The sequence below is a fragment of the Prosthecobacter sp. genome (genome assembly GCF_034366625.1).
In the GTDB taxonomy this organism is placed as follows: domain Bacteria; phylum Verrucomicrobiota; class Verrucomicrobiia; order Verrucomicrobiales; family Verrucomicrobiaceae; genus Prosthecobacter.
On the sequence record NZ_JAXMIH010000010.1, the window covers coordinates 68,318 to 90,757 of the forward strand.

The following is a 22,440-nucleotide window of genomic DNA, read 5'->3' on the forward strand; positions in this document are numbered from 1 at the left end:
TGAAATGCTGAAAGCGGGAGCCTGCTCAGCCGAAAAGGCCGAGGACTGGTTTGCCGGTGGAGAAGGGGGGACGGGAGAGGCCGGTGTTCATGCCGAGGTCGTTGAGGGGCACACCCAAGGCGTGGAGCACGGTGGCGTGGAGATCTTGGACGGTGACGGGATCACTGATCGGGGCGGAGGCGGTTTTGTCAGACTCGCCATAAACCGCACCGCCGCGAATGCCGCAGCCAGCGACAATGGCGGAGAAGCACTTGGGCCAGTGTTGGCGCCCGGGTGGCCCTTTCGTCAGGATGATGGGCGTGCGCCCGAATTCGCCGACGGCGACGACGAGGGTGTCTTCGAGCAGACCGCGCTGCTTCAAATCGCTGAGGAGGGCGGAGAGCGCCTGATCGAGGCGGGGCAGGCAGAAGTTCATGCCGTAAGAGCCGGTGCCGAAGGCGTTGCCCATGCCCATGTTCCCGCCATGCATGTCCCAACTGGAACTGGGCGGGCCGCCGTCTTTTTCTCCCGGCGCGGGACCGACCCAGCCGTTGACGGTAACGAAGCGCACGCCGGCCTCGACCATGCGCCGGGCCAGGAGGAGATTTTGACCGAGGGGATGCATGCCGTAGCGCTCGCGCACGGCGACGGTTTCCTGCGTCAAGTCAAAGGCCTGCCTACCTTCGGGGCGGGTCATGGAATCGTAGGCTTTCTCGCGGAGTTCACTCCAGTCCTTGCCAAGCGGGGTGTCGGCCAGGGCTTTGGATTCAAGATCGGCCAGCAGTTTGCGCCGTTCCCACAGACGGGCGGGATCGCCCATGTCATAAATCTCCGGTGGTTTGAAGTTCGGCATCGCGGGATGGTTGTCGGCGGAGCCGATGAACACCGGCGCTTGAGCGGAGCCGAGGTAACCGCCCGAGCCGATGTTTGGCGCGCAGAAGACGGGCTGCCCAACGCATTTGATGAGCCAGGCGTTGGAGACGAGGTTGTGCTCGCTTGGAAGATGCTTGGCCACGACGGAACCGAGGTAGGGCAGGCCGTCGGGCTCGCCTTGCTTGACGCGCTCGATCAACTGCCCGCTGAGCAGGTTGTGCATGGCGTCGAAGTGATTGCTGATCGGGCCTGGGTGCGTCATCGAGCGGATGAGGCAGAAGTGATCGGTGACTTTCGCGAGCAGAGGATGGAGCTCGCTCAAGTGCATGCCGGGCACTTTGGTGCGGATGGGTTTGTAGGGTCCGCGGATTTCGGACGGAGCGTCGGGCTTCAGATCCCAAGTGTCGAGCTGGCTCGGACCGCCGCAGAGCAGCAGGAAGATGCAGCGCTTCTTCGAAGCCACTGCCTTGCCCGAGGCATCGAGCTTGTCCTTCCCGACGACGAGTCCCGGGATGGCGAGGTTCAGAGCGCCGATGCCACCGGCTTGAAGAAATCGGCGACGGGAGCTCGGGAGGAGATTCATGAACAAGTCCTGGTTGAGATGAACTGTGATGCCGCCGGAGGCAGCCTGCCTCCTGGAGACCCTGAGGCCGGAGAGTTACGGAGGTCGGGGGCGGGATTTCTCACGCGACGACGCGAAAGGGCGGAGGAGAGTTGGAGAAGTGGAGTGATGGAGGAGTGCGGAATGAATGAGACTTGGAGCCGAGCACAATGGCGGGCTGCGAACCGGAACGAAGTGGAGATAGCCGAAGGCACACAGATAGAATGCAGCGATGAGCGTGGGTGAGATGAGTGTCGTGAGCGCTGCTCCCGGAATTCAACGAAGCCGATACCAAGGGACCGTGCGTTGCTGGTGATGGACGGCACCGGCTGGCATGTCCTCTGAGCCTGCCACGAATTCGCGGACACGAAAACCAACCTGTATAGGAACCGTGTCCAGTGAACCAAGAATCTGAATCGACCAACCGGGGTGCGCAGCACCCGATGCATGATGAAGCCTTCAAAGAGCAAGCCGTTCTGTTGATGGCCGAAGGCGCGCGCGGCCCCGTGGCGCTTGCGGCGGCGGTGGCCCGCCTCCAGGCCGATCTGCGTCATGTCATCATCCAGCACGACATTTTAAAAAAGCCTTGGCCATTGACTCGGCTGCGCCTTCGCCCTGCGGGCAGCACTCCGTGCTGTCTGTCTCGCTTCGCTCGGCTGTCGGCCAGACATCCCCCGTCGCCACGAGATGATCCACGCCATGATCTCCCATCCTGGCAACACGCATTGTCTCACTGACATGCGCCAGACGCTTGAAGTATCGCGCAGTGGTTACTACGATCACACGCACAAGGCGCACCGCCAGCGCCGTCAGCAGGATCAAGCCATCGCCACGCAACTCGTCGAAGGCTTCAAGCTCAGCCGCCAGACTTATGGCAGTCCGCGTTTGCGCGAGGTGCTCAAGGCGCAGGGCCTCGGCGTGAGCCGCAGACGCATCAGCCGCCTGATGGCCGCCAAGGGACTGCGCCCCAAGGCCAAGCGCCGCTTCGTGCCTAAAACCACGCACAGCAATCACTGCGGCCCCATTGCCGCCAATCTGCTTCAACAACGCCGCCCCACTCCACCCACCCGCCTCAACGAGATCTGGGTCAAAGACATTTGCTTCGTTCGCTGCGCTCACCCTGCGGGCAGCCTGACGGTTGGCTGTCTCGCTGTGCTCGGCTCTTACATCCCCACGCGTGAAGGCTGGCTCTATCTTGATGCCACGCTGGATTTATGCAGTCGCCGAGTGCTCGGCTGGCACGCCTCTGCGGCCATGCCTGTGGAGCTGGTCATCACCTCGCTGCGCCAGGCCTACAGTCATCGCGGTGTTCCCCTGCACGACCTCATCGTTCATATCGATCGTGGCTGCCAGTATGCCAGCGCGGCCTACCGCGCTGACCTCACCCTGCGTCACGCCATCCCCAGCATGAGCCGCACAGGCAACTGCTACGACAACGCCGCCATGGAGTCCTTTTGGGCCACGCTCAAAACCGAAGCCTTCGGCTCCACCATCCCCGCCACCCGCTCCGCTGCCATCACCATGATCTTCGATTACATCACCACCTTTTATAACTCCAAGCGTCTCCATTCTTCCCTCGACTACATGTCCCCGCTGGACTTTGAAGCCTCACTCAACTAACTCCCGATCTGTTATCCGTGTTTTCGAGGCAAAATCAGGTTGGGGGCGGAATCGTGGAGCGCGGACTTCAGTCCGCAGCGCTCCGATGCAGATTGTGCGCCGCGCTGCTTTCCTCTTTTCCTGCGTTTCTCAGATGCCAAGTATGGAGGCTTGATCCTGGCTCCTGGCAAAGAGGACCCATCCATCGAGGACGAGTTCGAGTAGGAGGACGAGGAGGATCACTTGCAGTGGGTTACACGCGCGTCTGACCACTGCCATCCACGAGATACTTGTAGCTGCACAGCTCGGCGAGGCCCATGGGGCCGCGGGCGTGGAGTTTGTCGGTGGAGATGCCGATCTCGGCACCGAAGCCGAATTCGCCGCCGTCGTTGAATCTCGTGCTGGCGTTGTGAAGGACGACGGCGCTGTCCACCTCGTGCTGGAAGCGTTCGGCGGCACTGCGATCCCGCGTGATGATGCTGTCGGTGTGGTGGGAACCGTGGCGGTTGATGTGGGCGATGGCTTCATCCAAGCCGCTGACGGTTTTGGCGGCGAGGATGAGGTCGAGGTATTCGGTGGTCCAATCTTCCTCGGTGGCGGCTTGGGCGGGCACGCCGAGGTGCTGCAAGGCGGTGGCATCGCCACGGATTTCGACTTTGGCTTCGACAAGGCGCTGGCCGATGAGCGGATAAAAGGAGGCGGCGATGTCCTGATGGACGAGGAAGGTTTCGAGGGCGTTGCAGACGCCGGGCTTCTGGCACTTGGAATTGACGATGATGTCGGCGGCCATCTGCAGATCGGCATCGGCGTGGACATAGACGTGGCAGACGCCGTCGTAGTGCTTGATGACGGGCATGCGGGCGCAGGCGACGACTTTTTCGATCAAGCCTTTGCCACCGCGGGGAATGATGAGGTCGAGGTATTGATCCATCTTCGCCATGTGCTCGACGCTGGCGCGGTCGGTGAAGGGGATGAGCTGGATGCTGTCGGGCGGGAGACCGACGCGTTCGCCACCGGCCTGCAACGCGGCGGCGAGGGCGCGGTTGCTGTCGATGGCCTCACTGCCGCCACGGAGGATGGTGGCGTTGCCGGTTTTGAAGCAGAGCGAGGCGGCGTCGCTCGTGACGTTAGGGCGTGATTCAAAGATGATGCCGATGACACCGATGGGAACGCGGACTTTGCGGATGTGGAGGCCGTTGGGGCGGGTCCAGACGCGGAGCTGCTCACCGACGGGATCGGGCAGGGCGGCGACTTCATGCAAGGCGTCGGAGATGTCTTGCAAACGCTTTGGATCGAGCGCGAGGCGGTCGATCATGGCCTTGCTGAGGCCGTTTTGCTCGGCACGGGCGAGGTCGAGGGCATTGGCCGCGAGGATGACTTCTTGTCGTGCACGGATCTCATCGGCCATCGCATGTAGGATGGCGTTTTTCTGCGTGGTGGAGAGTTTGACGAGGGCGTAGGAGGCGGCACGGGCCCGGCGGCCCATGTCGAGGATGGCGGACTGGATTTCGGAATCGGTCATCAAAAAAGGTTCTTGGTTCTTAGTTCCTCGTTCTTGGTGGATGGCAAGCAGCAAACGGAACAATGCTCTACTTGGAAGGAACGGCTCCTTCGGGGATCTGGACGTCTTTGCCAAGGAGATGGCGGTCGATGAAGTGGCGCATGTGCTCGAAGAGTGGCGCACTGAAGAAGACGTGGCCGCCGTTGGTGCCGGTGAGGAGGGTGGCGGGAATCTGGGCCTTCTCGAGCGCCGCGTCGAACTCGGTGGCTTGGGCATAGCGGACGATGTTGTCCTTGTCCCCATGGATGATGAGGAAGGGGGCGTCATCTTTGGTGATGTAGGTGACGGGAGAGGCGCTGCGAGCAACGTCGGGCTTTTCTTTGACCGTGCCGCCGATGAGCTTCGAGAGCCCAGTCTTGGGATCGTCCACATTGATGATCGTCCCTTCACCGGCGAAGGTGAGGAAGTTTGAAGGGCCGCAGAAGTCGAGCACGCAGGTGACGCGGCTGCTTTGACCGAGGTTCGTGCCCAGCTCGCCCTCCAGTTCCTTCACACCGCCGGTGACGCCGAGCAGGCTGACGAGATGCCCGCCGGCCGAGATGCCGAAGACGGCGATCTTGTCCGGGTCGATCTGGTTCTCCGCAGCATGGGCGCGGAGGGCGCGGATGGCGGCTTTGCAGTCATGAAGCTGCGCGGGCCAGATGGCCTCGTTAGTGAGGCGGTAGTTGATGCTGGCTCCGGCATAGGCTGTGTCCTTGATGAGATTGATGAGCACGCCAGCTTGGTCCTTGCTGCCGTTTTCCCAGCCGCCGCCGTGGATGTACACCACGAGCGGACGTGGTTTGGTGGTCTTCGTCTCAGGCAGGTAGAGGTCGAGCATCTGGCGTGGGTTGCCCTTGCCAACATAGTCGAGATTGCGCACGACTTGGAAGCCGGCGGGGCTTTGACAGAGAGCCAGGGCAGGGAGGACTAGGGCAATGAGGCAGGAGAGACGCATGACGGGCCTCATAAGCCGGGAAAAAGGGCAAAACAAGAGCCGCAAAAGGATGTCGAGATGGGCATGTTGCAACCTTGACGCATGCTTAACCAGAACATACTATCGGAACGATGATCCCCCCCATTTCTGCCCGCCTGCCAGTGGTCCTGGCGTGTGCCCTGTCGTTCCTGTCTCTGACGACCCCTTCCTTTGCCTTGTTTGAGTTCATTTTCGGCAAAAAGGACAAGGTGGTGCCGATGGCCAGCGAGCGTGATACTCAGGAAGCCGCCGCCTCGGCCTTGCTCGCGCAGGCCCGGCTGGCGCACAATGCCGGCAAAGCAGGCAAGGCGCAGGGATTGTACCAGGCCATCGTGAAGAAATATCCCTTCACAGTGAGCGCTGGGGAGGCGTCCTTTCAAAATGCACTCATCATCCGCCATGTGGGCAAAATGGATGCTGCCTTCGAGGCATTTCAGGCCTTCATTCAAGCCTACCGTGACAGTCCCCGGTTCGCCGAGGCCATCGAAAAGCAGTATGAAATCGCCGAAGAGGCGAAAGGTGGCAAAAAGCAAAGCGGCCTGCTGCTGCTGCCGATGAAATTGAACACCTCGGAAGTGATCGGGTTTTACGAGCAGATCATCAAAAACGCCCCCTTCGGCAAGTACGCTCCGCTGGCGCAGTTCAGCATCGCTGAAATCCAGCAGGACATGAAAGAGAAGGACAAGGCCGTCGCCGCCTATCAGAAGGTGGTGGAAAACTACCCCAACACCTCGCAGGCGGCCGAAGCGCAGTTCCGCATCGGCTCCATCAGCAACATCGCCGCCCAGCGCAGTGAGGACGCCTCCAACCTGCTCGCCGCACGTGACGCGCTTCGCACTTACATCGCCTCGAATCCCGCCGGGGAGCGCAAGCAGGAGACGGAGATGATTCTCAGCCAGGTGAACACGGCGGAGGCCAATCAATCGCTGACCGTGGCGAAGTTTTACAAGCGCATCGGCAAGACCAAGGCGGCGGCGATTTACCTCAACGAGGCGCTGAAGTTCGGCTCGCCTGAAGTCTCGGCTGAAGCCCGCACGCTGCTCGCTGAACTCGCCGCCACCGATCCCGAAGGCGTGGCAGATGCGAAGAAGGGTCCGGGACAGGATTACACAGCGCTCACGGCGCAGAATTTGAAAACGCGTGATGATTATGTTGGCCCGCTGGCGCCGGAACTGGCCCGTCTGAGCCAGAAACCCAGGATGCGCACGGGCGATGAGGGTTTCATGCCCATCCCCCTGCAGGAGCCCATGCTGCCGTTGCGCCCGGGTGCAACGATGCCAGGTGCGGGTTCACTGCTGCCGCCGGTGCCAGAGACGGAAAAACCCGCGCTGTTGCCGGTGCCTCCGGTTCCGAACAAGCCGCTGATCCCGCCTCCTCCTGCCTCCGGCAACAAGCTGCCGGTGCCGCCACCGCCGACGGTGAAGCCTGCGTCATAATTCTTGCGCGGACATGGCAATCACGCCATGCTGGATGGCATCACTTCTCAAACTTTTTTGGATGAAACAGATTTTCCTTTTGCTGGCCCCCGTCTGCCTCCTGCTTTCCAGTTGTGCGGGCTACACCCTCGGCGGCCAAAAGCCTGCCCACCTGCGCAACATCACCAAGATCGCGGTGCCGACCTTTAAAAATCTCACGCTTGAACCTCGTCTCGCCGTGCTGGTGACGAATGCGGTCATCAAGCAACTGCAAAACCACGGCTCGTATCAAATTGTCGCCAAGAGCGATGCCGAGGCGGTGCTGGAGGGCAATATTCAGCAGATCACCCGCTCGCAGTTCCGTTCGGACCGCAACAACATCCTGCTCACCTCGCAGATTATGGCGACTCTCAACAGCAGCTACGTCATCAAGGATGCTGCGTCGGGAACCGTGCTCCACAATGGAAGCGCCTCGGCTGACTCCTACATCATTCTCGATGCCAATCTTCAGCTTTCGGAAACCCAGCTGCTCGAAGATGCCGCACAACGTCTCGCCTACAATGTGGCGGATGAAGTCTCCGAGGGCTGGTAACCGCCTGTCCGTCTCATGCCGTCGGAGCAGGATTTACCCCCAGAGCCTATCCAGAGTGAAGAGGATGCGCCATTAGAGCCTGTGGCCTCCATGGGCCGGCTGAAACCGGGCCTGCATCTCGTGGCCACCCCCATCGGCAACATGCGTGACATCACCCAGCGCGCGCTCGATGTCTTGCGTGCCGCTGACTTGGTTGCCTGCGAAGACACCCGCCATTCCGGCATGCTGCTGAAACACCACGACATCCGCGCGCGGCTCATCAGCCTGAATGAGCACAACGAGGCGCAGCGCATCCCGCAGTTGCTCGATCACATGCGCCAGGGCGGCAGTGTGGCGCTGATTTCCGATGCGGGAATGCCCACCGTGTCCGATCCGGGGCAGAGGCTCGTCGGAGCCACCGTTGCGGGGGGGCTGCATGTGGAGGGCATTCCTGGACCCAGCGCTGTGCTCACGGCGCTCGCCGCGTCGGGTCTCCCCACCACACCATTCTACTTTGGCGGTTTCCTGCCGCACAAAAAAGGCGCGCGCGCCACCGAACTGACCGCTGCTCTTCAGCGCGACTGCACCAGCATCTACTTTGAGAGCCCCTACCGGCTCGTGGACACGCTGGCCATCCTGGCTGAGGCAGGGCCTGAGCGTCGCGTGGTGGTGGCACGTGAACTGACCAAAAAATTCGAGGAATTCCGGCGTGGCACGGCAGGCATCCTGCTATCTCACTTTCAAGTCAAACCGCCCAAGGGCGAAATCACCCTCCTTATCGCTCCGGTCGAGTCTCCCAAGTGGCTCGTCTGGTAAATTCATTTCTAAAAAAGAACACTCATGGAAGCCCTCGCCAACTGCGCCGTCCTCAACACTTCCGACAGCCTCAAGCTTTCGATCACCAATCATCTGCGCTTCACCCTCGGGGCCTACATCGAAACCGCGAGTGAGAACGACTGGTATGTCGCCACCTCGCTCGCCGTGCGTGATCGCGTCATGGAGCGTGCCACGCAGTCGCGCCGGCAGCATCGCGCGCAGGGAGTCCGTCGTGTGCATTATCTCTCGCTCGAATATCTCATGGGCCGTCTGTTGGAGAACAACCTGCGCAATGCAGGCATCTATGACGCCACGAAAGAAGCGCTGGCGGACATGGGCAAGGATCTCGATGTGCTCGTGCAAAAGGAGCCTGACATGGGCCTCGGCAACGGCGGTCTCGGTCGTCTCGCGGCCTGCTTCATGGATTCGCTCAGCACCCTGGACCTTCCGGCGATCGGTTACGGCATCCATTATGAGTTTGGCCTCTTCCGTCAGGAGTTCGTGAACGGCAAACAGGTCGAGCATCCCGACGCCTGGATGCGCGATGGCAGCCCGTGGAAGATCGCCCGCCCGTCCTACCGCCAGACCGTGCATCTGTATGGCAAGGTCATTCAAAAATTCGACGAGTTCGGCCAGCCGCACCACGAATGGATCGAAACGAAATGCCTGCTCGGCCTGCCGTGGGACATTCCCATCGTCGGCTACGACAGCAGCACGGTGAACGTGCTGCGCCTCTGGCAGGCGCAGGCGGATGAAGATTTTAACTTCAAGGTCTTCAACGAGGGCAGCTACGTCGAGGCCCTGCGAGAAAAAGCCATCGCCGAGACTGTCTCCAAGGTGCTTTACCCGAACGATGCCACGGAAAGCGGCAAGGAACTCCGCCTCGTGCAGCAGTATTTCTTCGTCGCCTGCTCCCTGGCAGACATCGTGCGTCGTTTCAAAGGCGGCTATGAGCTGCCATGGAGCGAGTTCCCCTCCAAGGCGGCGGTCCAGCTCAATGACACGCATCCGGCTGTCGCCATTCCCGAGCTCATGCGCATCCTCGTGGATGACGAGGGGATCGAGTGGAGCCAGGCCTGGGACATCTGCCAGAAAACCTTCTCATACACCAATCACACGCTGCTTCCCGAGGCTCTCGAAACTTGGAGTGCCGCGCTCTTCGACCGTGTGCTGCCACGCCATCTCCAGATCATCTACGAAATCAACAAACGCTTCCTCGAAGGTGATGTGGAGACACGCTGGCCGGGCGATGCGGAGAAAAAACGCAACCTTTCCCTCATTGAAGAGCGTGGCGGCAAACACGTCCGCATGGCGCATCTCTCCGTCCTCGGCAGCCATGCCACCAACGGTGTCGCCGCGCTGCACACGCGGCTGCTGTGTGAACGTCTCTTCCCGGAGTTCTTTGAATTGTATCCCGAGCGCTTCCTCAACCTGACCAACGGCGTCACCTTCCGTCGCTGGCTTGATGTGTGCAATCCGCAGCTCTCCGCGCTCATCACCGAATCCATCGGCGAAGGCTGGTTGAAGGACTCAACGAAACTCAAGGCTCTCGATCGTTTTGCCGACGACTCATCCTTCCGTGAGCGCTTCCAGGCCATCAAACGCGGTCACAAAGTACACCTCGCCAAGATCATTCAGGACACCTGCGGTGTCTGCGTCAGTCCTGACGCCTTGTTCGATGTGCAGATCAAGCGTCTGCACGAGTACAAGCGCCAGCACCTCAATCTCCTGCACATCGTCAGCCTCTACCGCAAGATCATCGCCAATCCGCAGATCGACATGGCCCCGCGTGTCTTCATCTTCGGCGCCAAGGCGGCTCCGGGTTATTACCTCGCGAAAAACATCATCCACGCCATCAATGCCCTCGCCGCCAAGGTGAATCATGATCCGCGTGTCGATGGCAAGCTGAAGGTCATCTACATTCCGAACTATGGCGTCTCCCTCGCCGAGCGCATCATTCCTGCCGCCGATCTCTCCGAGCAAATCTCCACCGCTGGCAAGGAAGCCTCCGGCACCGGCAACATGAAGCTCGCGCTCAATGGCGCTCTTACCATTGGCACGCTCGACGGTGCGAATGTCGAGATCCTCGAAGAGGTCGGCCCGGAAAACATCTTCATCTTCGGACTCACCGTCGAGGAAGTCACCGAGCTGTATGCCAAGGGCTACAACCCATGGGATTTCTACCACGCCAGTGAAGATCTGCGCCTCAGCATCGACTGGCTGGCTTCGGATTACTTCACCGGCAATCAGGACGAGTTCAAACCGTTGCGCGACAGCCTGCTCACGCACGGCGATCCTTTCCTGGTCATGGCGGACTACGATTCCTATGCCGCCAGCCAGGCCAAAGTGGATCTAGCCTACCGCGACCAGAAGCACTGGCAGAAGATGGCCATTCATAACACCGCCCGTGTTGGCAAATTCAGCAGCGACCGCACCATCCTCGAATACGCGAAGCACGTGTGGAAGCTGCCTCAGGTCAGCCTCTGAGGCGGCTAGGCTGCCAGAGACTCATGCACCACTTTGGCCACGCGTGCATACGCGCCGCCGGAACCGAGTGTCGCCACCACAGCGGCGAGTTCGCCTTGCATGTGCTGTCGCTTTGATTCGCTGGTGAGCAGGTCGGCGGTGGCTCTGGCCAGCGTGTCAGCATTGAGCTTTCCTTGCACGAGTTCTTGCACCACCTCGCGTTTGGCGAGGATGTTGATAATGCCGAGGTGCTTGATGCGCACCACCAGCTTCGCGATGATGTAGGTGGGCCAGCTCACGTTGTAGATCAGTGTGTAGGGCAGGCCAAAGCAGGCGGCTTCGAGCGTGGCGGTGCCGGAGGCCACGGCTCCGGCCTCGGCACGCTGCATCAGATCATAGACCGTGCCGGTCTCGATCCAGCGCTTCGCCTCGGGCATGCCATGCTCCTCCGCCATCTCACGCATGAAGCCCGCCAGCGTCTCGTTCGCGGCTGAAACGGCAAAACGGGCGTTCGGCACCGCCAGTTTGATCGCTTTCGCGGCATCCATCATGAGCGGGAACAAGCGACGCACTTCATTGAGCCGGCTGCCAGGAAACCAGCCGACGAGGCCGGGTTCGCGCTTCCATTCACGTTTCAAGGTGACCACGCGGTCCACCATCGGATGCCCGCAGAATTCGGTGCGCAGGCCGCTCTTCTCATAAAACTCCTTCTCGAAGGGGAAGATGCAGATCATGAGGTCGAGCACTTGGGCCATTGTCTTCACGCGGCCCTTCTTCCACGCCCAGACCTGTGGGCTGATGTAGTAGAGGAGGCGGCCTTTGTAGCCGCCGAGGCGCAGCGCCTTCGCCAGCCGCAGATTGAAGCCGGGATAATCGACGAGGATGACCGCTTCGGGCTTTTGATCGAGGATCGAGTCCAGCACGCCATCCAGCTTCTCCTTGAAGTAGCGGTACATCTTCACCACCTCCCACAAACCGACCACACCGGCCGTTTCGACCCAGTCCTCAATGCTCTCGCCGATCACTTCGCGCATCTTCGGTCCGCCGAGACCGACGACTTTCAGGTCGGGTTCCAGTGTCTTCAACTCACGCAGGAGTCCGGCGGCATGGGTGTCGCCGCTGACTTCGCCTGCGATGATGAAGATGCGGTTCATGGCGTGGCCAGAGCAGCGTTGCGTTCGATTTGATCGGTGATCTCCAGCGCGATGCGCACTGCCTCCGCGCCTTCCTGCCCAGTGACGACAGGACGGCGGCCATGGCGGGCGCATTCGACAAAGGCGGCGATTTCGAGCTTCAGAGGCTCGTCTTTTTCGACCTCGACGGCTTCACGCACGATCTGCATGCCGTCCTTGCGATAGATCCAGCCGCTCTGCTCCTGGTAATCGAGGCTCAGGTAGCTCTCGCTCTGGAAGACACGGATTTTGCGCATCTTCTCGGGGCTGATGCGGCTGGCGGTGATGTTGGCGATGCAGCCGTTGGCGAACTTGAGGCGGGCGTTGGCGATGTCCTCGCGTTTGGTGAGCACCTGGATGCCCACGGCATCGATCTGGATGAGTTCCGACTTTACGAGATGCAAAACGATCTCGATGTCATGGATCATCACGTCGAGGACGACGCCGATGTCCATGCTGCGGTTGGGGAAGGGGGAGAGGCGATGCGCTTCGATGAAACGCGGGTTGTTCATGCGTTCCTCAAGCTGGCGGAGCACTGGATTGAAGCGCTCGATGTGCCCGACCTGGAGAATGACGCTTTTGGCCTTGGCGAGTTCGATGAGGGCCTGCGCTTCGGCGTAGGACTCGCTGATCGGCTTTTCCACCATGACGTGAATGCCACGCTGCATGAGCGGCTCGGCGACTCTGCGGTGGTAAATGGTCGGAACGGCCACGGTGGCGGCATCAACGCGCTGGGCGAAGTCTTCGAGGTCGCTGGCAGGGTGGGTTTGATACTGTGCGGCGAATTCAGCGGCACGCGCGGGATCAGCGTCATACACGGCGGCAAAGGTGGTCGCACCACCGCTCTTCGCGGCTATCTCCGCCATGATGCGTGCATGGTTTTTGCCAATTGCGCCGACACCGGCGACTCCAATGCGGAAAGGGGAACTCATGAGGACAAGTCTGGGAGAGAAAAATTAGAATCGTTTTACAGGAGATAACGAAGTTAACGGAGATCAAAAATTCAGGGCTTTGTTTTCTTCGTTATCTTCTGTTTCAGAATTTACCAGGGAACTTCATGCCCGGCGGGAGTTTGGGCATTTTGCCGCCGCCGCCAAGGCCACCGAGCATGCTGCCGAGGCCGCCCATGCCACCACCACCACCGCCGCCGCCTCCCATCATGCCGCCCATCATCTGAGCCATCATGCCTTTGTTGCTCATGAGCTTCTTCATCATCTCGAACTGCTTGAGGAGCTGGTTCATTTCCATCACGGGACGACCGGCACCGTTGCAGATGCGTTTGCGGCGCTGGCCGTTGATGATTTCGGGTCGCTGGCGCTCTTTGGGCGTCATCGAGAGGATCAACGCCTCGGTGTGCTTGAGTTTTTTGTCGGCATCGGGACCGATGGCGTCCTTCATTTTGCCCATGCCAGGGAGCATGCCCAGCAGACTCCCCATGCCGCCAGAACTGAGCTTTTTCATCATGCGCATCTGCTGCAGCATGTCGGTGAAGTCGAATTTGTTCGACTGCATGCGCACGGCGAGCTTCATCGCCTCCTTCTCGTCGATTTCTTCCGCCGCTTTCTCCACAAGGCCGACGACATCGCCCATGCCGAGGATTCGCTGCGCCATGCGGTCGGGATGGAAGACTTCGAGCTGATCGACTTTTTCGCCGACGCCGAGGAATTTGACCGCGCAGCCGGTGACTTGGCGCATCGAGAGCAGCGCACCACCACGGGCGTCGCCATCGAGCTTGGTCATGATCAAGCCGGTGATGCCGACGGCGTCGTTGAATTTTTGGGCCACGTTCACGGCCTGCTGGCCGGTGGCGGCATCGGCGACGAGCAGCACTTCATTCGGCTGCACCACGGCACGCACGCGTTTGAGTTCGGCGAGCAGTTCTTCATCGAGATCCTGGCGACCGGCGGTGTCGAAGATGGCGATGCCGCTGCCTTGCGCCTTGAGCCATTCGAGTGACGCCTTCGCGGCTTTGACGGGATCGGTTTCGCCTTCAGCAGGTGCAAAGACCGGCACGTTGAGCTGCTGACCGAGCACCTGAAGCTGCTTGATGGCGGCAGGGCGGTACAAATCGAGAGCGATGAGCAACGGACGGCGGCCCTGTTTTTTCAACCAGCTCGCCAGCTTGGCGGAAGTGGTTGTTTTACCGGCACCGTTGAGGCCGGTCATCAGAATGCGCTGCGGCGGGTCGAGGTTCAGCGCGCTGGCATCACTGCCGAGCAGCTTGACCAGTTCATCGTGGAAGATTTTGACGATCTGCTGGCCGGGGGAGACGGTGCGCAGCACTTCGGCACCCACCGACTGCTTGGTGACGTTTTCGACGAGATCCTTGGCGACTTTGAAGTCCACATCGGCCTCCAGCAGGGCCATGCGGATCTCCTGCATGGAGTCGCTGACGTTGGCTTCGCTGATGCGGCCCTGGCCACGCAGCTTTTTGAAGGCGAGTTCGAGTTTTTCGGAGAGAGCGGAGAACATCGGGAGATAAAAGGGAGCGCTGGATAGTCGGCAGATGCCCGCGCATGGCAACTGCGAAGCTCAGGAGGGCGCGTTCGGACAACGCGCCCGTGAGTGACACAGGCTGCCAGCCTGTGGGCTCGGAAACTTAGAATTGAAAGCACAGGCAGGCTGCCTGTCTCACGCCCCCAAGGTAGGGAGGCTGGTCCCCAGCGGCCGGGTTTGGCGGCGCGTTGAGGACAACGCGCCCTACCTCCGCAGCGCCAGGATCAGTTCATCTTCAAGGACGGGCACACCGGCATCTACGCCGAGGTGCGCGTCAACGGCGGCTGGACTACAGGGCCATGAGCGCATCCTCCGAAAAGAGTTGGAAAGACCGGCGACCAGGCCCTGCGGCCGTGAGAGGCGGTCAAACCTCTGAAAATCACGTCCTTGTGCCGTGTCGGCTCCGTCAGCCGTCGGGTAGATCGAATCAGCCCTTGGGTGGATTGAGCCAGCCGTAGGATTTATTGAGCCAACCGTCGGGTTGATTGAATCAACCATTGGGTTGATCGAGCCAGCCGTAGGATTGATCGAGCCAATCATCGGGTTGATCGAATCAGCCCTCGGGTTGGTCGAGTTGGGGTGACGCAGGAAAGGGTCACAGGAAAGGGGCAGGTGACGATTCGTGACAGGCGCGAGGTGGAGAGAGGAGGAGACGGCTGCGCCGGAGACTTGGAGAAGAGGAGACATGGAGACTGGGAGAAGTGGGGATGAGGAGAACCGCATTGACGGAGTCGCGCGGATTGTGTTTCCTCGGATACCCACATGAAGCGCGCATTCACCCATGCCCCTAGGCTCACCGCCATGAAGCTGCCATCACTGGCGCTCCTGGGGTCGATCTTGTGGGTGCTTTTCGTGACTGTTGCCCATTCGGATGCCGGGTGGAACGAGGGTGTGTTTTTTCTTTGCTACGGCGTCAACGTTGTCTGGGGATCTGCGTGGGTGATTCGACTTCTCGTCTATGCATGGAAGTCACGATTTGGAGTGGTCACTAAACGCCGAAGACTCGCTTATTGGGCCATCGAGCCACTGGCCTTGATTCTTGCGGTCGTCATCTCCCATAGTAAGGTGCCCTTTTATCTTCGCTTCATGGCATCCCGACCTTCGTTGGAGCATTATGTTCAGTCGATGAAGGACCCCGAACGTGATTCCCGGATCTGGGTGGGTCTCTATCTGATTCGTGAGAGGACGGAGATGCTGCCTGACGGTGTGGTTCGCTTTATCACATGCGACAGCGGATTCGGCGACCATGCCGGATTTGCCTTTGCTCCGAAATCATCACCCCCCGTCATTGGCGAAGACAGCTATACGAAGCTGCCCTTTGCGGAAGGCTGGTACCATTGGGATCGCAGTTGGTAGCAACGAGCAGTGGAGAGGGTGAGATGGGAGGGCAAACGTCCCGGTTTGCCGAAGTCGGAAATGCAGGAACCGGAGCGCAGCGGAGATAGCCAGCCGCAGGCTGCCCGCAGGGATGGTGAAGCCAGGCAACATTTCCCTCCTGATCAAAGCGATGTCTCCAAGTCTCCTGAGCACCCGCCTGCATCGCTGTGCAAAGCACTGCGGCTGGCAGCGAATCTCCGCGTCTTCTGGGACGTGGCTAAGCGGCGGAGGATCGAGGGGCCAGCTACGGCGCTGGCAGATAAGCCGCCGCGAGGTCGATCTTGAAGCGCCAGCTCACGACTTCGGCGGGCTGGGTGGCATCGCGCTGGAAGCTGAGGCTGACGGCGCATTCTTCGCGGCGCAGTTTGTAGGGGAACTGGAAGCGCACGATCATGGTGGCGGGGTCGTAGTGCGCGGGCACGGTGCCGAGTCCGGCGATGCGCAGCTTGATGCTCTCCGGCATGAGGGTGCCGATCTTTTTCAAATCGGCCTCGATGACGGGCATGCGGTTGGCGACGACGGCGTCGGGCTTGGGTGTGAGCAGGATGAGCTGCTCGCCCTTCTCGTTCTTGGCATCGGCGACGAGGAATTTGTTGGAGCCGACATCGCCCCGGCCACGGAAGCTGGTGGCGAGCTTGAAGTTGGTGTCGCTGTCGCCGTGGATGATGTAGCGGCCGAGTTTGCCGTTGGGCGTGTCCCAGGTGACTTTCTGGCCGTTGACGGTGACGAGGGATTCGTAGCCAATCTGCAAGCCGGTCTCCATGATGGCATCGTCAAAGATGCCGAAGGGGTAGGCGAAGGAGGTGACCTTGATCTTGAGGTTCTGCTCCAGGAAATCTCGCGAGTCCTTCAGCTCACCGAGCACCCACTGCTGGAAGTCGGCTTCGGTCTTGGCGCTGCGGGGGCGCTTCTTGAGGCTTTCATGCGAGACGCTGTGGCTGCCGATCTCACAGCCGTGCTGCATCATCTCCTTGATCTGGTCCCAGCTCAGCGAGCGGCCGCCGATGTTGACGTACTTTTTGTAGAGATAGACGGTGAAGGGGAAGCCGAAGTCGCGCAGGACGGGATAGGCATAGGTGTGAACGCCCTCCCAGCCGTCATCCATGGTGATGACGATGGCTTCTTCGGGGATGTTCTTCTCGCCCTTCTTCCAGGCCATGACATCGCTGAGTGAGATGACGGGGATCTTGGAGTCCTTGATGGCCTGCATCTGCTCGCGGAACTTGGTGGAGGCGATGAGCATGGGGCTGCCGCCGCGCTCGCGGAAGTCGTGGTAGCCGAGGATGGAGACGACGGAGGATTTGTTGAGCTCGAAGGCCGTGGCTTTGGGAACGTCGGGCTCCGGTGCGGCCGTGGCGAGCAGCGCGGACTCCTGCAGCTTCTTTTCAATGGCCTGTTCCTCGGGGGTGAGGACGGGTTCGGCAGGTTTGGGCGGTGGCGGTGGTTTGGGGGTGACGCCGCTCTGCTCGGCAAGCCGGCGCAGCTTGTCCTCAATGCGCTTGCAGGAGGGCAGCGTGCCGAGGGCGAGGAGGACGAGGAGAATGAGAGAGGCAAAACGCATGGAAACTAGGGATTGGGGGCGGCAGGTCGCGGCCGGGTGATGAGCAGGCTTTTGAGGATGAGCTTCGGGCTGGTTTTGTCACCGGCGCTGAGGCGCAGTGTTTCGCCGCGATGGTCGCCGGTCAAGGTGAGGCTGCCGAGGCGCAGGATGCGGAAGGTCTGCGCGTCCTTGGTGGCACGGTCAGTGGCCAGTTCCTTTTCGACCGTCTGACCGTTGAATTCGACGCGGATGGTCAAGGGCGCGGCAAGCTCGGGGCAGGCATATTGCAGCAGGATGTCGTAGGTGCCGGCGGCGATGAGTTCGATGCGCCAGTCTGCCTCCCCGATGGTGGCGGTCTCGGCATTGGCGGCAGGCGTGGGTGAAACGGTCTGTGCCAGCGCGGGGGAAAGCGCGATGAGCGCCTGCTTGCGCTCGATGGGAATGGGAGCAGGCGGTGGCGCGGGCATGGGCATGGCTCCCGAGAGCGACTGCTGCATGGCGATGAGGTCCAGCACACCACCCGCGCTGATGACCTGCTGGATGCGCGTGACTTCGGCCTCATAGGCGGTCTTGTCGGTGGCGGTGGCGGCCTGGCGCTGCAATTCGACGAGATACTTGCCCAGCAGTGGAATGTGCCGTGCGCTCAGTTCCTTCTGATAGATGCCTTCCATCTGCTGCAGACGTGTGATGGCGGCCGGTGGAGCAGGCTGCTGGGCCACGGAGGGAGGAACCAGCAGTGCCAGGCAAAAGACAAGCGTGAGCAGGCGCATCATGGGGCTTTCCCTCCGTTCGTTTCCGCCGAGAGCGCCCAGGCTCCGGGGGCAGGCTGGCGTTTTTTGGCGGCGTTTTCACGGGCGCTGAGCGTTGCGATGAAGGCCTTCTCCGTGGCGCTGCGTCGTTCATCGCGTGACGGCGGCACCACGGCGGCGAGTCCGTGATCGACGAGCACGTTTTGATACAAGCCGACATCCGGCAGGAACAGCAGCGCGGCCTGGGTGCCGTCCTTGTCACGATCCGGGCGGATGAGGAGCCGCAGTGGCTTGTCGTGCAGGTAACCGGCGGTGAATTCGCGTGCGTCACGGCCCACGGCCACGGCATCCTCGTCATCCATGTTGAAGTGCTTCGCGAATCGCTTCACGCCAGGATCCTTTTCATCCACCGGGGCGCAATCGATCCACAGCAGGCGCACGGCGATGGTGCGGCCTTCGTGAACCACGTTGAAGCGCTCGCCAGACAAGGGTTCCTCATCGGCAAGACGTGCGTCACTGATGTCTTCAAAGCCATCAAGGCTGCCGCCCGTGGCGATGGCACGCAGGCCGGTGGGACCGGTTTTTTGATCGCTGAGCCGCTGGATGCGGCGTGTTTCGGCCTCGATCTGTTCCTTCAAGGCAGTCTTGCCCATGGCCAGCTTCTGCAAATCGGCGAGGTAAGTGGTGGCGGCGTTTTTTCTGGCCGTGTCGAGCGCCGCCTTCAACGTGGCGGTGGCCTGCTGCATGGCCGTGGTGGAACTCGTCAGGATGGTGGCGGCCACCGGGACGGCGGTTTCCTCGGTGACGGGCACCAGACGCAGATTGCGAATGCGGATGATGTTCGCGGGATAACCGGCAGTGGTGGCGAAACGCAACGTGACCGGGCTGTGGCTGAAGTTGAGCGGGCCGACACGCACGGTGACGAAGGTGGTCTCATCCGTGCTGCGGGCGATCTCAAAGGTGCGGCGGTTTTCCGAGGAATTGCCCAGCAGCGTGACTTCGTTGAACTCAAACAGGGCGCTCTGCTGCGGCTGAAATTTGGACGAGGCGTAGATGCTGCCGGCCACGGGTGCGTCGCTCATGTTGACCTCGAATTCGAGATGGTAGCGACCGGGCAGGATGCGGAAGTTCAGCCACTCAGCGCCGCTGCCGTTCGAGCGCCAGCCGCCGAGCGTTTCGCCCGAGGCTTGGGCGGAACCTGTGAGTCTTGCTTGTGCCAAGGGCAGGGGAGTGGCGAGGCTGGACACGGTGCCGGTGTACAGCGCCTGCAATTGCTCGCGGCGCTGGCGGATGGCGCGCGCCTCTTCGTAATCTCCCGTCGCGGCGACTTCCGCTTCCGTCCTGGCCAGCGCACGCTCGTATTGCTGGGTGAGGAGCTGTGAGTCCGCCATCACCTGACGCAGAAACGCCGCGCGTGTGGCGATGAGCGCGTCCGGCTCCGAGGGCGCCGTCTGGGCATGCAAGGCCAGGCAGGCGCAGGCATGCAGGGCGGTGATCCAGACTGGCAGGCGGTGTTTCATCGGGATGCGGGCACCAGTTCCACGGCCAGCAGTTGCATCAGGTTGTTGGTGACGAGTGATTGCGCGGCGAGGGTGAGCGTGCCGGAGCCGTCGCTGACCTTGAGGGTGCCGGCGTTGCGTTCCTCGGGGCCTTTGAGCGTGGTTTCAATGGTCGTGGTGAGCGTGAAACGAGCCTCTTTGATCAACAACTGGCCGCCCTCCGCGGCACCGCAGCGATAGCGCAGCATCACCTCGTAACCACCGGGCGGCAGCGCGGGCAGCTTCCAGGTGGCGGCAGCGCCGATCTTTGACCAGCCGGTGATGGCACCCCCTTCGCGTCGCAGATCGCTCAAGGTGGCGGAGTCGAGCGGGAGCTTGATGCGCTCCGGCAGCATCGCGGTCTTGAGCGCACGTTCGCGGGTTTGCAGCAGCAGCAGTTCCTTGTCGAGCCGGCCCAGCTCGTTTTGCAGGCGCTTGCGCTCGTCGCGCGCGGTGATCGCGGCGTCGTAATCGCGGGCATCGGCGAATTGTTTTTCCAAACCGGCCAGCGTGGTGATCTGCTGCTTCACCGGCGCGAGACTGGATTCGATGAGGCTGCGTTCGTAGCCGAGCCGCAGCAGGGCGATCTCCTGGCTCGCGCCCGGATCATCCGTGCGCTTCTCCGCCGCCGGGACCGACATGGCGAGCCCCATGCCGATGAACGTGCATGCAAGGACGAGAGCGGGTTTCACGCGTGAGAAAGAAGGGGTTGGAAGGAGAAGGGGATGCTAGCCGGAGCACCCGTTGAAACAAGCCGGAAGTCAGCCATGTGGAATGGGGAATGCACCCCACCCGGAGAAAATCACGCTGGCGGCCCGATTCCGCTTCTGCCAGCATGCCAAATGCGCTCCATCCTCGCTCTTTTGCTCCTCACTCGCATCGCTCTCGCCGCCGAGCCCGAGTTCCCGCTCACCGCCGATTCCCAGCCGCAGCCGAACGTGCCGAAGGGCACCATGCTGAAGGACAACCACACTGCGAAGGAAGGCAGCGTCTTCCCCGGCACGCAGCGCGAATACCAGATCTACCTGCCCGCCGGTTTCGACAAAACGCAACCCGCATCCTTCATGGTCTTCCAGGACGGTGTCATCTATCAGGCGCCTGTCGTCTTCGACAATCTCATCGCCAAAAAGGACATCCCGCCGCTCGTCGGCATCTTCATCAAGCCAGGCGTCGTTCCCGCCGCGAATGACAACGCCCTGCCGCGCTTCAACCGTAGCTACGAGTACGACAGCATCACGCCCACCTACTCGCAGTTCCTCATCGACGAGTTCCTGCCCGCCATCGAGTCCAAGCACGGCCTCAAACTCAGCACCGATCCGAATCACGCCGCCATCTCCGGCAACAGCAGCGGCGGCATCTGCGCCTTCATGGCCGCGTGGCATCGCCCCGACCGTTTCCGTCGCGTGTTCACCGGTGTCGGCACCTACGTCGGCATACATGGCGCCGATCAACTGCCCGTCCTCGTCCGCAAATTTGAACCCAAGCCCCTCCGCGTCTTCCTGCAAAGCGGCACCGGCGACAACAACCTCTACTGCGGCGACTGGTGGATGGCCAACCAGATGATGGAACGCAGCCTCACCTGGGCCGGCTACGACGTGAACCACGCCTGGGGCGAAGGCGGCCACAACGCCAAACACGCCTCCCAAATCTTCCCCGACGTGATGCGCTGGCTCTGGCGCGACTGGCAGACGGACATAGAGGTGAAAGCGAATCCGAAGGGCGAGTCGAAGTGGAAGGGGTATGAGGTGGTGGATGCAGGGGGCAGGTGGGCAGACTCTTTGATTGTGAATGCACAGTACCTCAAAGTATCCGCTGACGGTGTCGTTGATCGAAGCACAGATCGACATGCCCGCTCCAAAGACTCTGAAGGTCGCTACTTGGGTGCCAAGCCCCTGCCTAACGGGCACACTGCTCTTTCGCCTGACCAATCGATTGTGTACTTAAATTTGCGAGGAACCAACACAGTCTTTTCTGCCCAGGTGCAGCCGAGCGGTGCATCAAAGCATCTTCAGATGTTCTACAGACTCGAAATGACTTCGATGGGACAATGTAGTGAAGGAGGAATGTGTGTGGACACCGAAGGTCGTCTTTATGTTGCCACCAGTCTTGGCATTCAAGTTTGTGATCAGGCAGGTCGTGTGAACTTCATCATCCCGACCCCAGAAAAGCCACATGATGTATGTTTCGGCGGCAAGGACATGAGTGAACTGTACATCGCCTGCGGCTGGAAAAACTACAAACGCCCGACGAAAGCCAAAGGCGTCGTCAGCGGCCAGCAGCCACCGATCAAGCCCGCGCCGCCGAAGCTGTAGGAGCGCGAGTATTTTACTCGCCATTTGTCCGGCCCAGCGTTCTCGAATGCGATTGAGCGCTTTCGCTGCATCTCTAGCCGTGCGACGCGGCAGGAAAGTCAGGCGAGTAGAATACTCGCGCTCCCGCCTTGCCACTCGACAGGAAAGCCAGGCGAGTGGAATACTCGCACTCCACCATGTCCGACCTCGCTTCACTCCGCACGCTCCTGCAACGCCGCCTCGATCTCATCGCCGATCATGCGTTTCGGGATCGCGATGCGGCGGCGCATCTGGAAGCGCTCAAAAACGTCTCGGAGGAGATCATGGCCGAGCATCAGCGTTTGCGCGCGCAACTGCCGCCACGGCTGAATCATTTCCTCACGCAGGCCAGTTTCTCGAAGGCGCTGGAATATCTCGATAGCTCGGAAGGCTGAACGCGTT

The 22,440-nt window shown here is 61.0% G+C and carries 18 protein-coding genes; 8 read left to right on the forward strand and 10 right to left on the reverse strand.

Going from position 1 to position 22,440, the window contains the following annotated elements; translation table 11 throughout:
- Positions 1 to 25 precede the first annotated feature (25 nt).
- Positions 26 to 1,435, reverse strand: a complete 1,410-nt coding sequence (locus U1A53_RS12730; RefSeq protein WP_322281415.1) for a DUF1501 domain-containing protein — start codon at positions 1,433 to 1,435, stop codon at positions 26 to 28.
- Positions 1,436 to 2,152: 717 nt separating this feature from the next.
- On the opposite strand from U1A53_RS12730, the gene U1A53_RS12735 reads away from it, so the two are divergent.
- Complete coding sequence (locus tag U1A53_RS12735) at positions 2,153 to 3,073, forward strand: IS3 family transposase (protein WP_322281416.1); 921 nt, start codon at positions 2,153 to 2,155, stop codon at positions 3,071 to 3,073.
- A gap of 232 nt (positions 3,074 to 3,305) precedes the next feature.
- Here U1A53_RS12735 and U1A53_RS12740 read toward each other — a convergent pair whose 3' ends face one another.
- Positions 3,306 to 4,574 (reverse strand): glutamate-5-semialdehyde dehydrogenase, encoded by a 1,269-nt coding sequence (locus U1A53_RS12740; protein WP_322281417.1) that lies wholly within the window; start codon positions 4,572 to 4,574, stop codon positions 3,306 to 3,308.
- Positions 4,575 to 4,641: 67 nt separating this feature from the next.
- Positions 4,642 to 5,550 carry an alpha/beta hydrolase gene (locus U1A53_RS12745; protein ID WP_322281419.1) on the reverse strand — a complete coding sequence of 303 codons (909 nt, stop codon included), beginning with the start codon at positions 5,548 to 5,550 and terminating at the stop codon, positions 4,642 to 4,644.
- 110 nt (positions 5,551 to 5,660) lie between these two features.
- On the opposite strand from U1A53_RS12745, the gene U1A53_RS12750 reads away from it, so the two are divergent.
- From U1A53_RS12750 to U1A53_RS12765, 4 genes are all read left to right on the forward strand, one after another.
- Positions 5,661 to 7,004 carry a tetratricopeptide repeat protein gene (locus U1A53_RS12750; protein ID WP_322281421.1) on the forward strand — a complete coding sequence of 448 codons (1,344 nt, stop codon included), beginning with the start codon at positions 5,661 to 5,663 and terminating at the stop codon, positions 7,002 to 7,004.
- Positions 7,005 to 7,065: 61 nt separating this feature from the next.
- Positions 7,066 to 7,575, forward strand: coding sequence for an LPS assembly lipoprotein LptE (lptE, locus tag U1A53_RS12755; protein ID WP_322281422.1), 510 nt, complete (start codon positions 7,066 to 7,068; stop codon positions 7,573 to 7,575).
- Between the two features lie 90 nt (positions 7,576 to 7,665).
- Positions 7,666 to 8,370 carry a 16S rRNA (cytidine(1402)-2'-O)-methyltransferase gene (gene rsmI, locus U1A53_RS12760; RefSeq protein WP_322281423.1) on the forward strand — a complete coding sequence of 235 codons (705 nt, stop codon included), beginning with the start codon at positions 7,666 to 7,668 and terminating at the stop codon, positions 8,368 to 8,370.
- Positions 8,371 to 8,394: 24 nt separating this feature from the next.
- Positions 8,395 to 10,857, forward strand: coding sequence for a glycogen/starch/alpha-glucan phosphorylase (locus tag U1A53_RS12765; RefSeq protein WP_322281425.1), 2,463 nt, complete (start codon positions 8,395 to 8,397; stop codon positions 10,855 to 10,857).
- A gap of 5 nt (positions 10,858 to 10,862) precedes the next feature.
- Here U1A53_RS12765 and lpxB read toward each other — a convergent pair whose 3' ends face one another.
- The 3 genes from lpxB to ffh all read right to left on the reverse strand — a co-directional run bounded on the left by lpxB (position 10,863) and on the right by ffh (position 14,480).
- Positions 10,863 to 11,990, reverse strand: coding sequence for a lipid-A-disaccharide synthase (gene lpxB / locus U1A53_RS12770; RefSeq protein ID WP_322281427.1), 1,128 nt, complete (start codon positions 11,988 to 11,990; stop codon positions 10,863 to 10,865).
- Positions 11,987 to 12,940: a Gfo/Idh/MocA family oxidoreductase gene (locus tag U1A53_RS12775; RefSeq protein ID WP_322281429.1), complete on the reverse strand. Its 954-nt coding sequence runs from the start codon at positions 12,938 to 12,940 to the stop codon at positions 11,987 to 11,989. Before U1A53_RS12775 ends, lpxB begins: the two co-directional genes overlap by 4 nt.
- Positions 12,941 to 13,043: 103 nt before the next feature.
- Positions 13,044 to 14,480 (reverse strand): signal recognition particle protein, encoded by a 1,437-nt coding sequence (ffh, locus tag U1A53_RS12780; protein ID WP_322281431.1) that lies wholly within the window; start codon positions 14,478 to 14,480, stop codon positions 13,044 to 13,046.
- Positions 14,481 to 15,305: 825 nt separating this feature from the next.
- On the opposite strand from ffh, the gene U1A53_RS12785 reads away from it, so the two are divergent.
- The gene (locus U1A53_RS12785) at positions 15,306 to 15,860 is read left to right on the forward strand and encodes a hypothetical protein (protein WP_322281432.1); all 555 of its coding nucleotides are present in this window, start codon (positions 15,306 to 15,308) and stop codon (positions 15,858 to 15,860) included.
- Positions 15,861 to 16,125: 265 nt separating this feature from the next.
- Here the strand turns inward: U1A53_RS12785 and U1A53_RS12790 are convergent, their stop codons facing one another.
- Genes U1A53_RS12790 through U1A53_RS12805 form a run of 4 tightly spaced genes read right to left on the reverse strand, consistent with a single transcriptional unit; the run spans position 16,126 to position 20,400 of the window.
- The gene (locus tag U1A53_RS12790) at positions 16,126 to 17,442 is read right to left on the reverse strand and encodes a polysaccharide deacetylase family protein (protein WP_322281434.1); all 1,317 of its coding nucleotides are present in this window, start codon (positions 17,440 to 17,442) and stop codon (positions 16,126 to 16,128) included.
- Positions 17,443 to 17,447: 5 nt separating this feature from the next.
- Complete coding sequence (locus U1A53_RS12795) at positions 17,448 to 18,194, reverse strand: hypothetical protein (protein WP_322281435.1); 747 nt, start codon at positions 18,192 to 18,194, stop codon at positions 17,448 to 17,450.
- Positions 18,191 to 19,690, reverse strand: coding sequence for a hypothetical protein (locus U1A53_RS12800; RefSeq protein ID WP_322281437.1), 1,500 nt, complete (start codon positions 19,688 to 19,690; stop codon positions 18,191 to 18,193). The genes U1A53_RS12795 and U1A53_RS12800 overlap by 4 nt, the downstream gene beginning before the upstream one ends.
- Positions 19,687 to 20,400, reverse strand: a complete 714-nt coding sequence (locus U1A53_RS12805; RefSeq protein ID WP_322281439.1) for a hypothetical protein — start codon at positions 20,398 to 20,400, stop codon at positions 19,687 to 19,689. The genes U1A53_RS12800 and U1A53_RS12805 overlap by 4 nt, the downstream gene beginning before the upstream one ends.
- Before the next feature lie 150 nt (positions 20,401 to 20,550).
- On the opposite strand from U1A53_RS12805, the gene U1A53_RS12810 reads away from it, so the two are divergent.
- Complete coding sequence (locus U1A53_RS12810) at positions 20,551 to 22,020, forward strand: alpha/beta hydrolase-fold protein (protein ID WP_322281441.1); 1,470 nt, start codon at positions 20,551 to 20,553, stop codon at positions 22,018 to 22,020.
- 176 nt (positions 22,021 to 22,196) lie between these two features.
- On the forward strand, positions 22,197 to 22,433 hold the full coding sequence (locus tag U1A53_RS12815; protein ID WP_322281443.1) for a hypothetical protein: 237 nt from the start codon (positions 22,197 to 22,199) through the stop codon (positions 22,431 to 22,433).
- Positions 22,434 to 22,440: the final 7 nt, after the last annotated feature.

Excerpts from the sequence above, each read along its gene's own strand:
- U1A53_RS12730 (WP_322281415.1), bottom strand. The coding sequence starts at position 1,435 with ATGAATCTCCTCCCGAGCTCCCGTCGCCGATTTCTTCAAGCCGGTGGC.
- U1A53_RS12735 (WP_322281416.1), top strand. The coding sequence starts at position 2,153 with ATGATCTCCCATCCTGGCAACACGCATTGTCTCACTGACATGCGCCAG.
- U1A53_RS12740 (WP_322281417.1), bottom strand. The coding sequence starts at position 4,574 with ATGACCGATTCCGAAATCCAGTCCGCCATCCTCGACATGGGCCGCCGG.
- U1A53_RS12745 (WP_322281419.1), bottom strand. The coding sequence starts at position 5,550 with ATGCGTCTCTCCTGCCTCATTGCCCTAGTCCTCCCTGCCCTGGCTCTC.
- U1A53_RS12750 (WP_322281421.1), top strand. The coding sequence starts at position 5,661 with ATGATCCCCCCCATTTCTGCCCGCCTGCCAGTGGTCCTGGCGTGTGCC.
- lptE (WP_322281422.1), top strand. The coding sequence starts at position 7,066 with ATGAAACAGATTTTCCTTTTGCTGGCCCCCGTCTGCCTCCTGCTTTCC.
- rsmI (WP_322281423.1), top strand. The coding sequence starts at position 7,666 with ATGGGCCGGCTGAAACCGGGCCTGCATCTCGTGGCCACCCCCATCGGC.
- U1A53_RS12765 (WP_322281425.1), top strand. The coding sequence starts at position 8,395 with ATGGAAGCCCTCGCCAACTGCGCCGTCCTCAACACTTCCGACAGCCTC.
- lpxB (WP_322281427.1), bottom strand. The coding sequence starts at position 11,990 with ATGAACCGCATCTTCATCATCGCAGGCGAAGTCAGCGGCGACACCCAT.
- U1A53_RS12775 (WP_322281429.1), bottom strand. The coding sequence starts at position 12,940 with ATGAGTTCCCCTTTCCGCATTGGAGTCGCCGGTGTCGGCGCAATTGGC.
- ffh (WP_322281431.1), bottom strand. The coding sequence starts at position 14,480 with ATGTTCTCCGCTCTCTCCGAAAAACTCGAACTCGCCTTCAAAAAGCTG.
- U1A53_RS12785 (WP_322281432.1), top strand. The coding sequence starts at position 15,306 with ATGAAGCTGCCATCACTGGCGCTCCTGGGGTCGATCTTGTGGGTGCTT.
- U1A53_RS12790 (WP_322281434.1), bottom strand. The coding sequence starts at position 17,442 with ATGCGTTTTGCCTCTCTCATTCTCCTCGTCCTCCTCGCCCTCGGCACG.
- U1A53_RS12795 (WP_322281435.1), bottom strand. The coding sequence starts at position 18,194 with ATGATGCGCCTGCTCACGCTTGTCTTTTGCCTGGCACTGCTGGTTCCT.
- U1A53_RS12800 (WP_322281437.1), bottom strand. The coding sequence starts at position 19,690 with ATGAAACACCGCCTGCCAGTCTGGATCACCGCCCTGCATGCCTGCGCC.
- U1A53_RS12810 (WP_322281441.1), top strand. The coding sequence starts at position 20,551 with ATGCGCTCCATCCTCGCTCTTTTGCTCCTCACTCGCATCGCTCTCGCC.
- U1A53_RS12815 (WP_322281443.1), top strand. The coding sequence starts at position 22,197 with ATGTCCGACCTCGCTTCACTCCGCACGCTCCTGCAACGCCGCCTCGAT.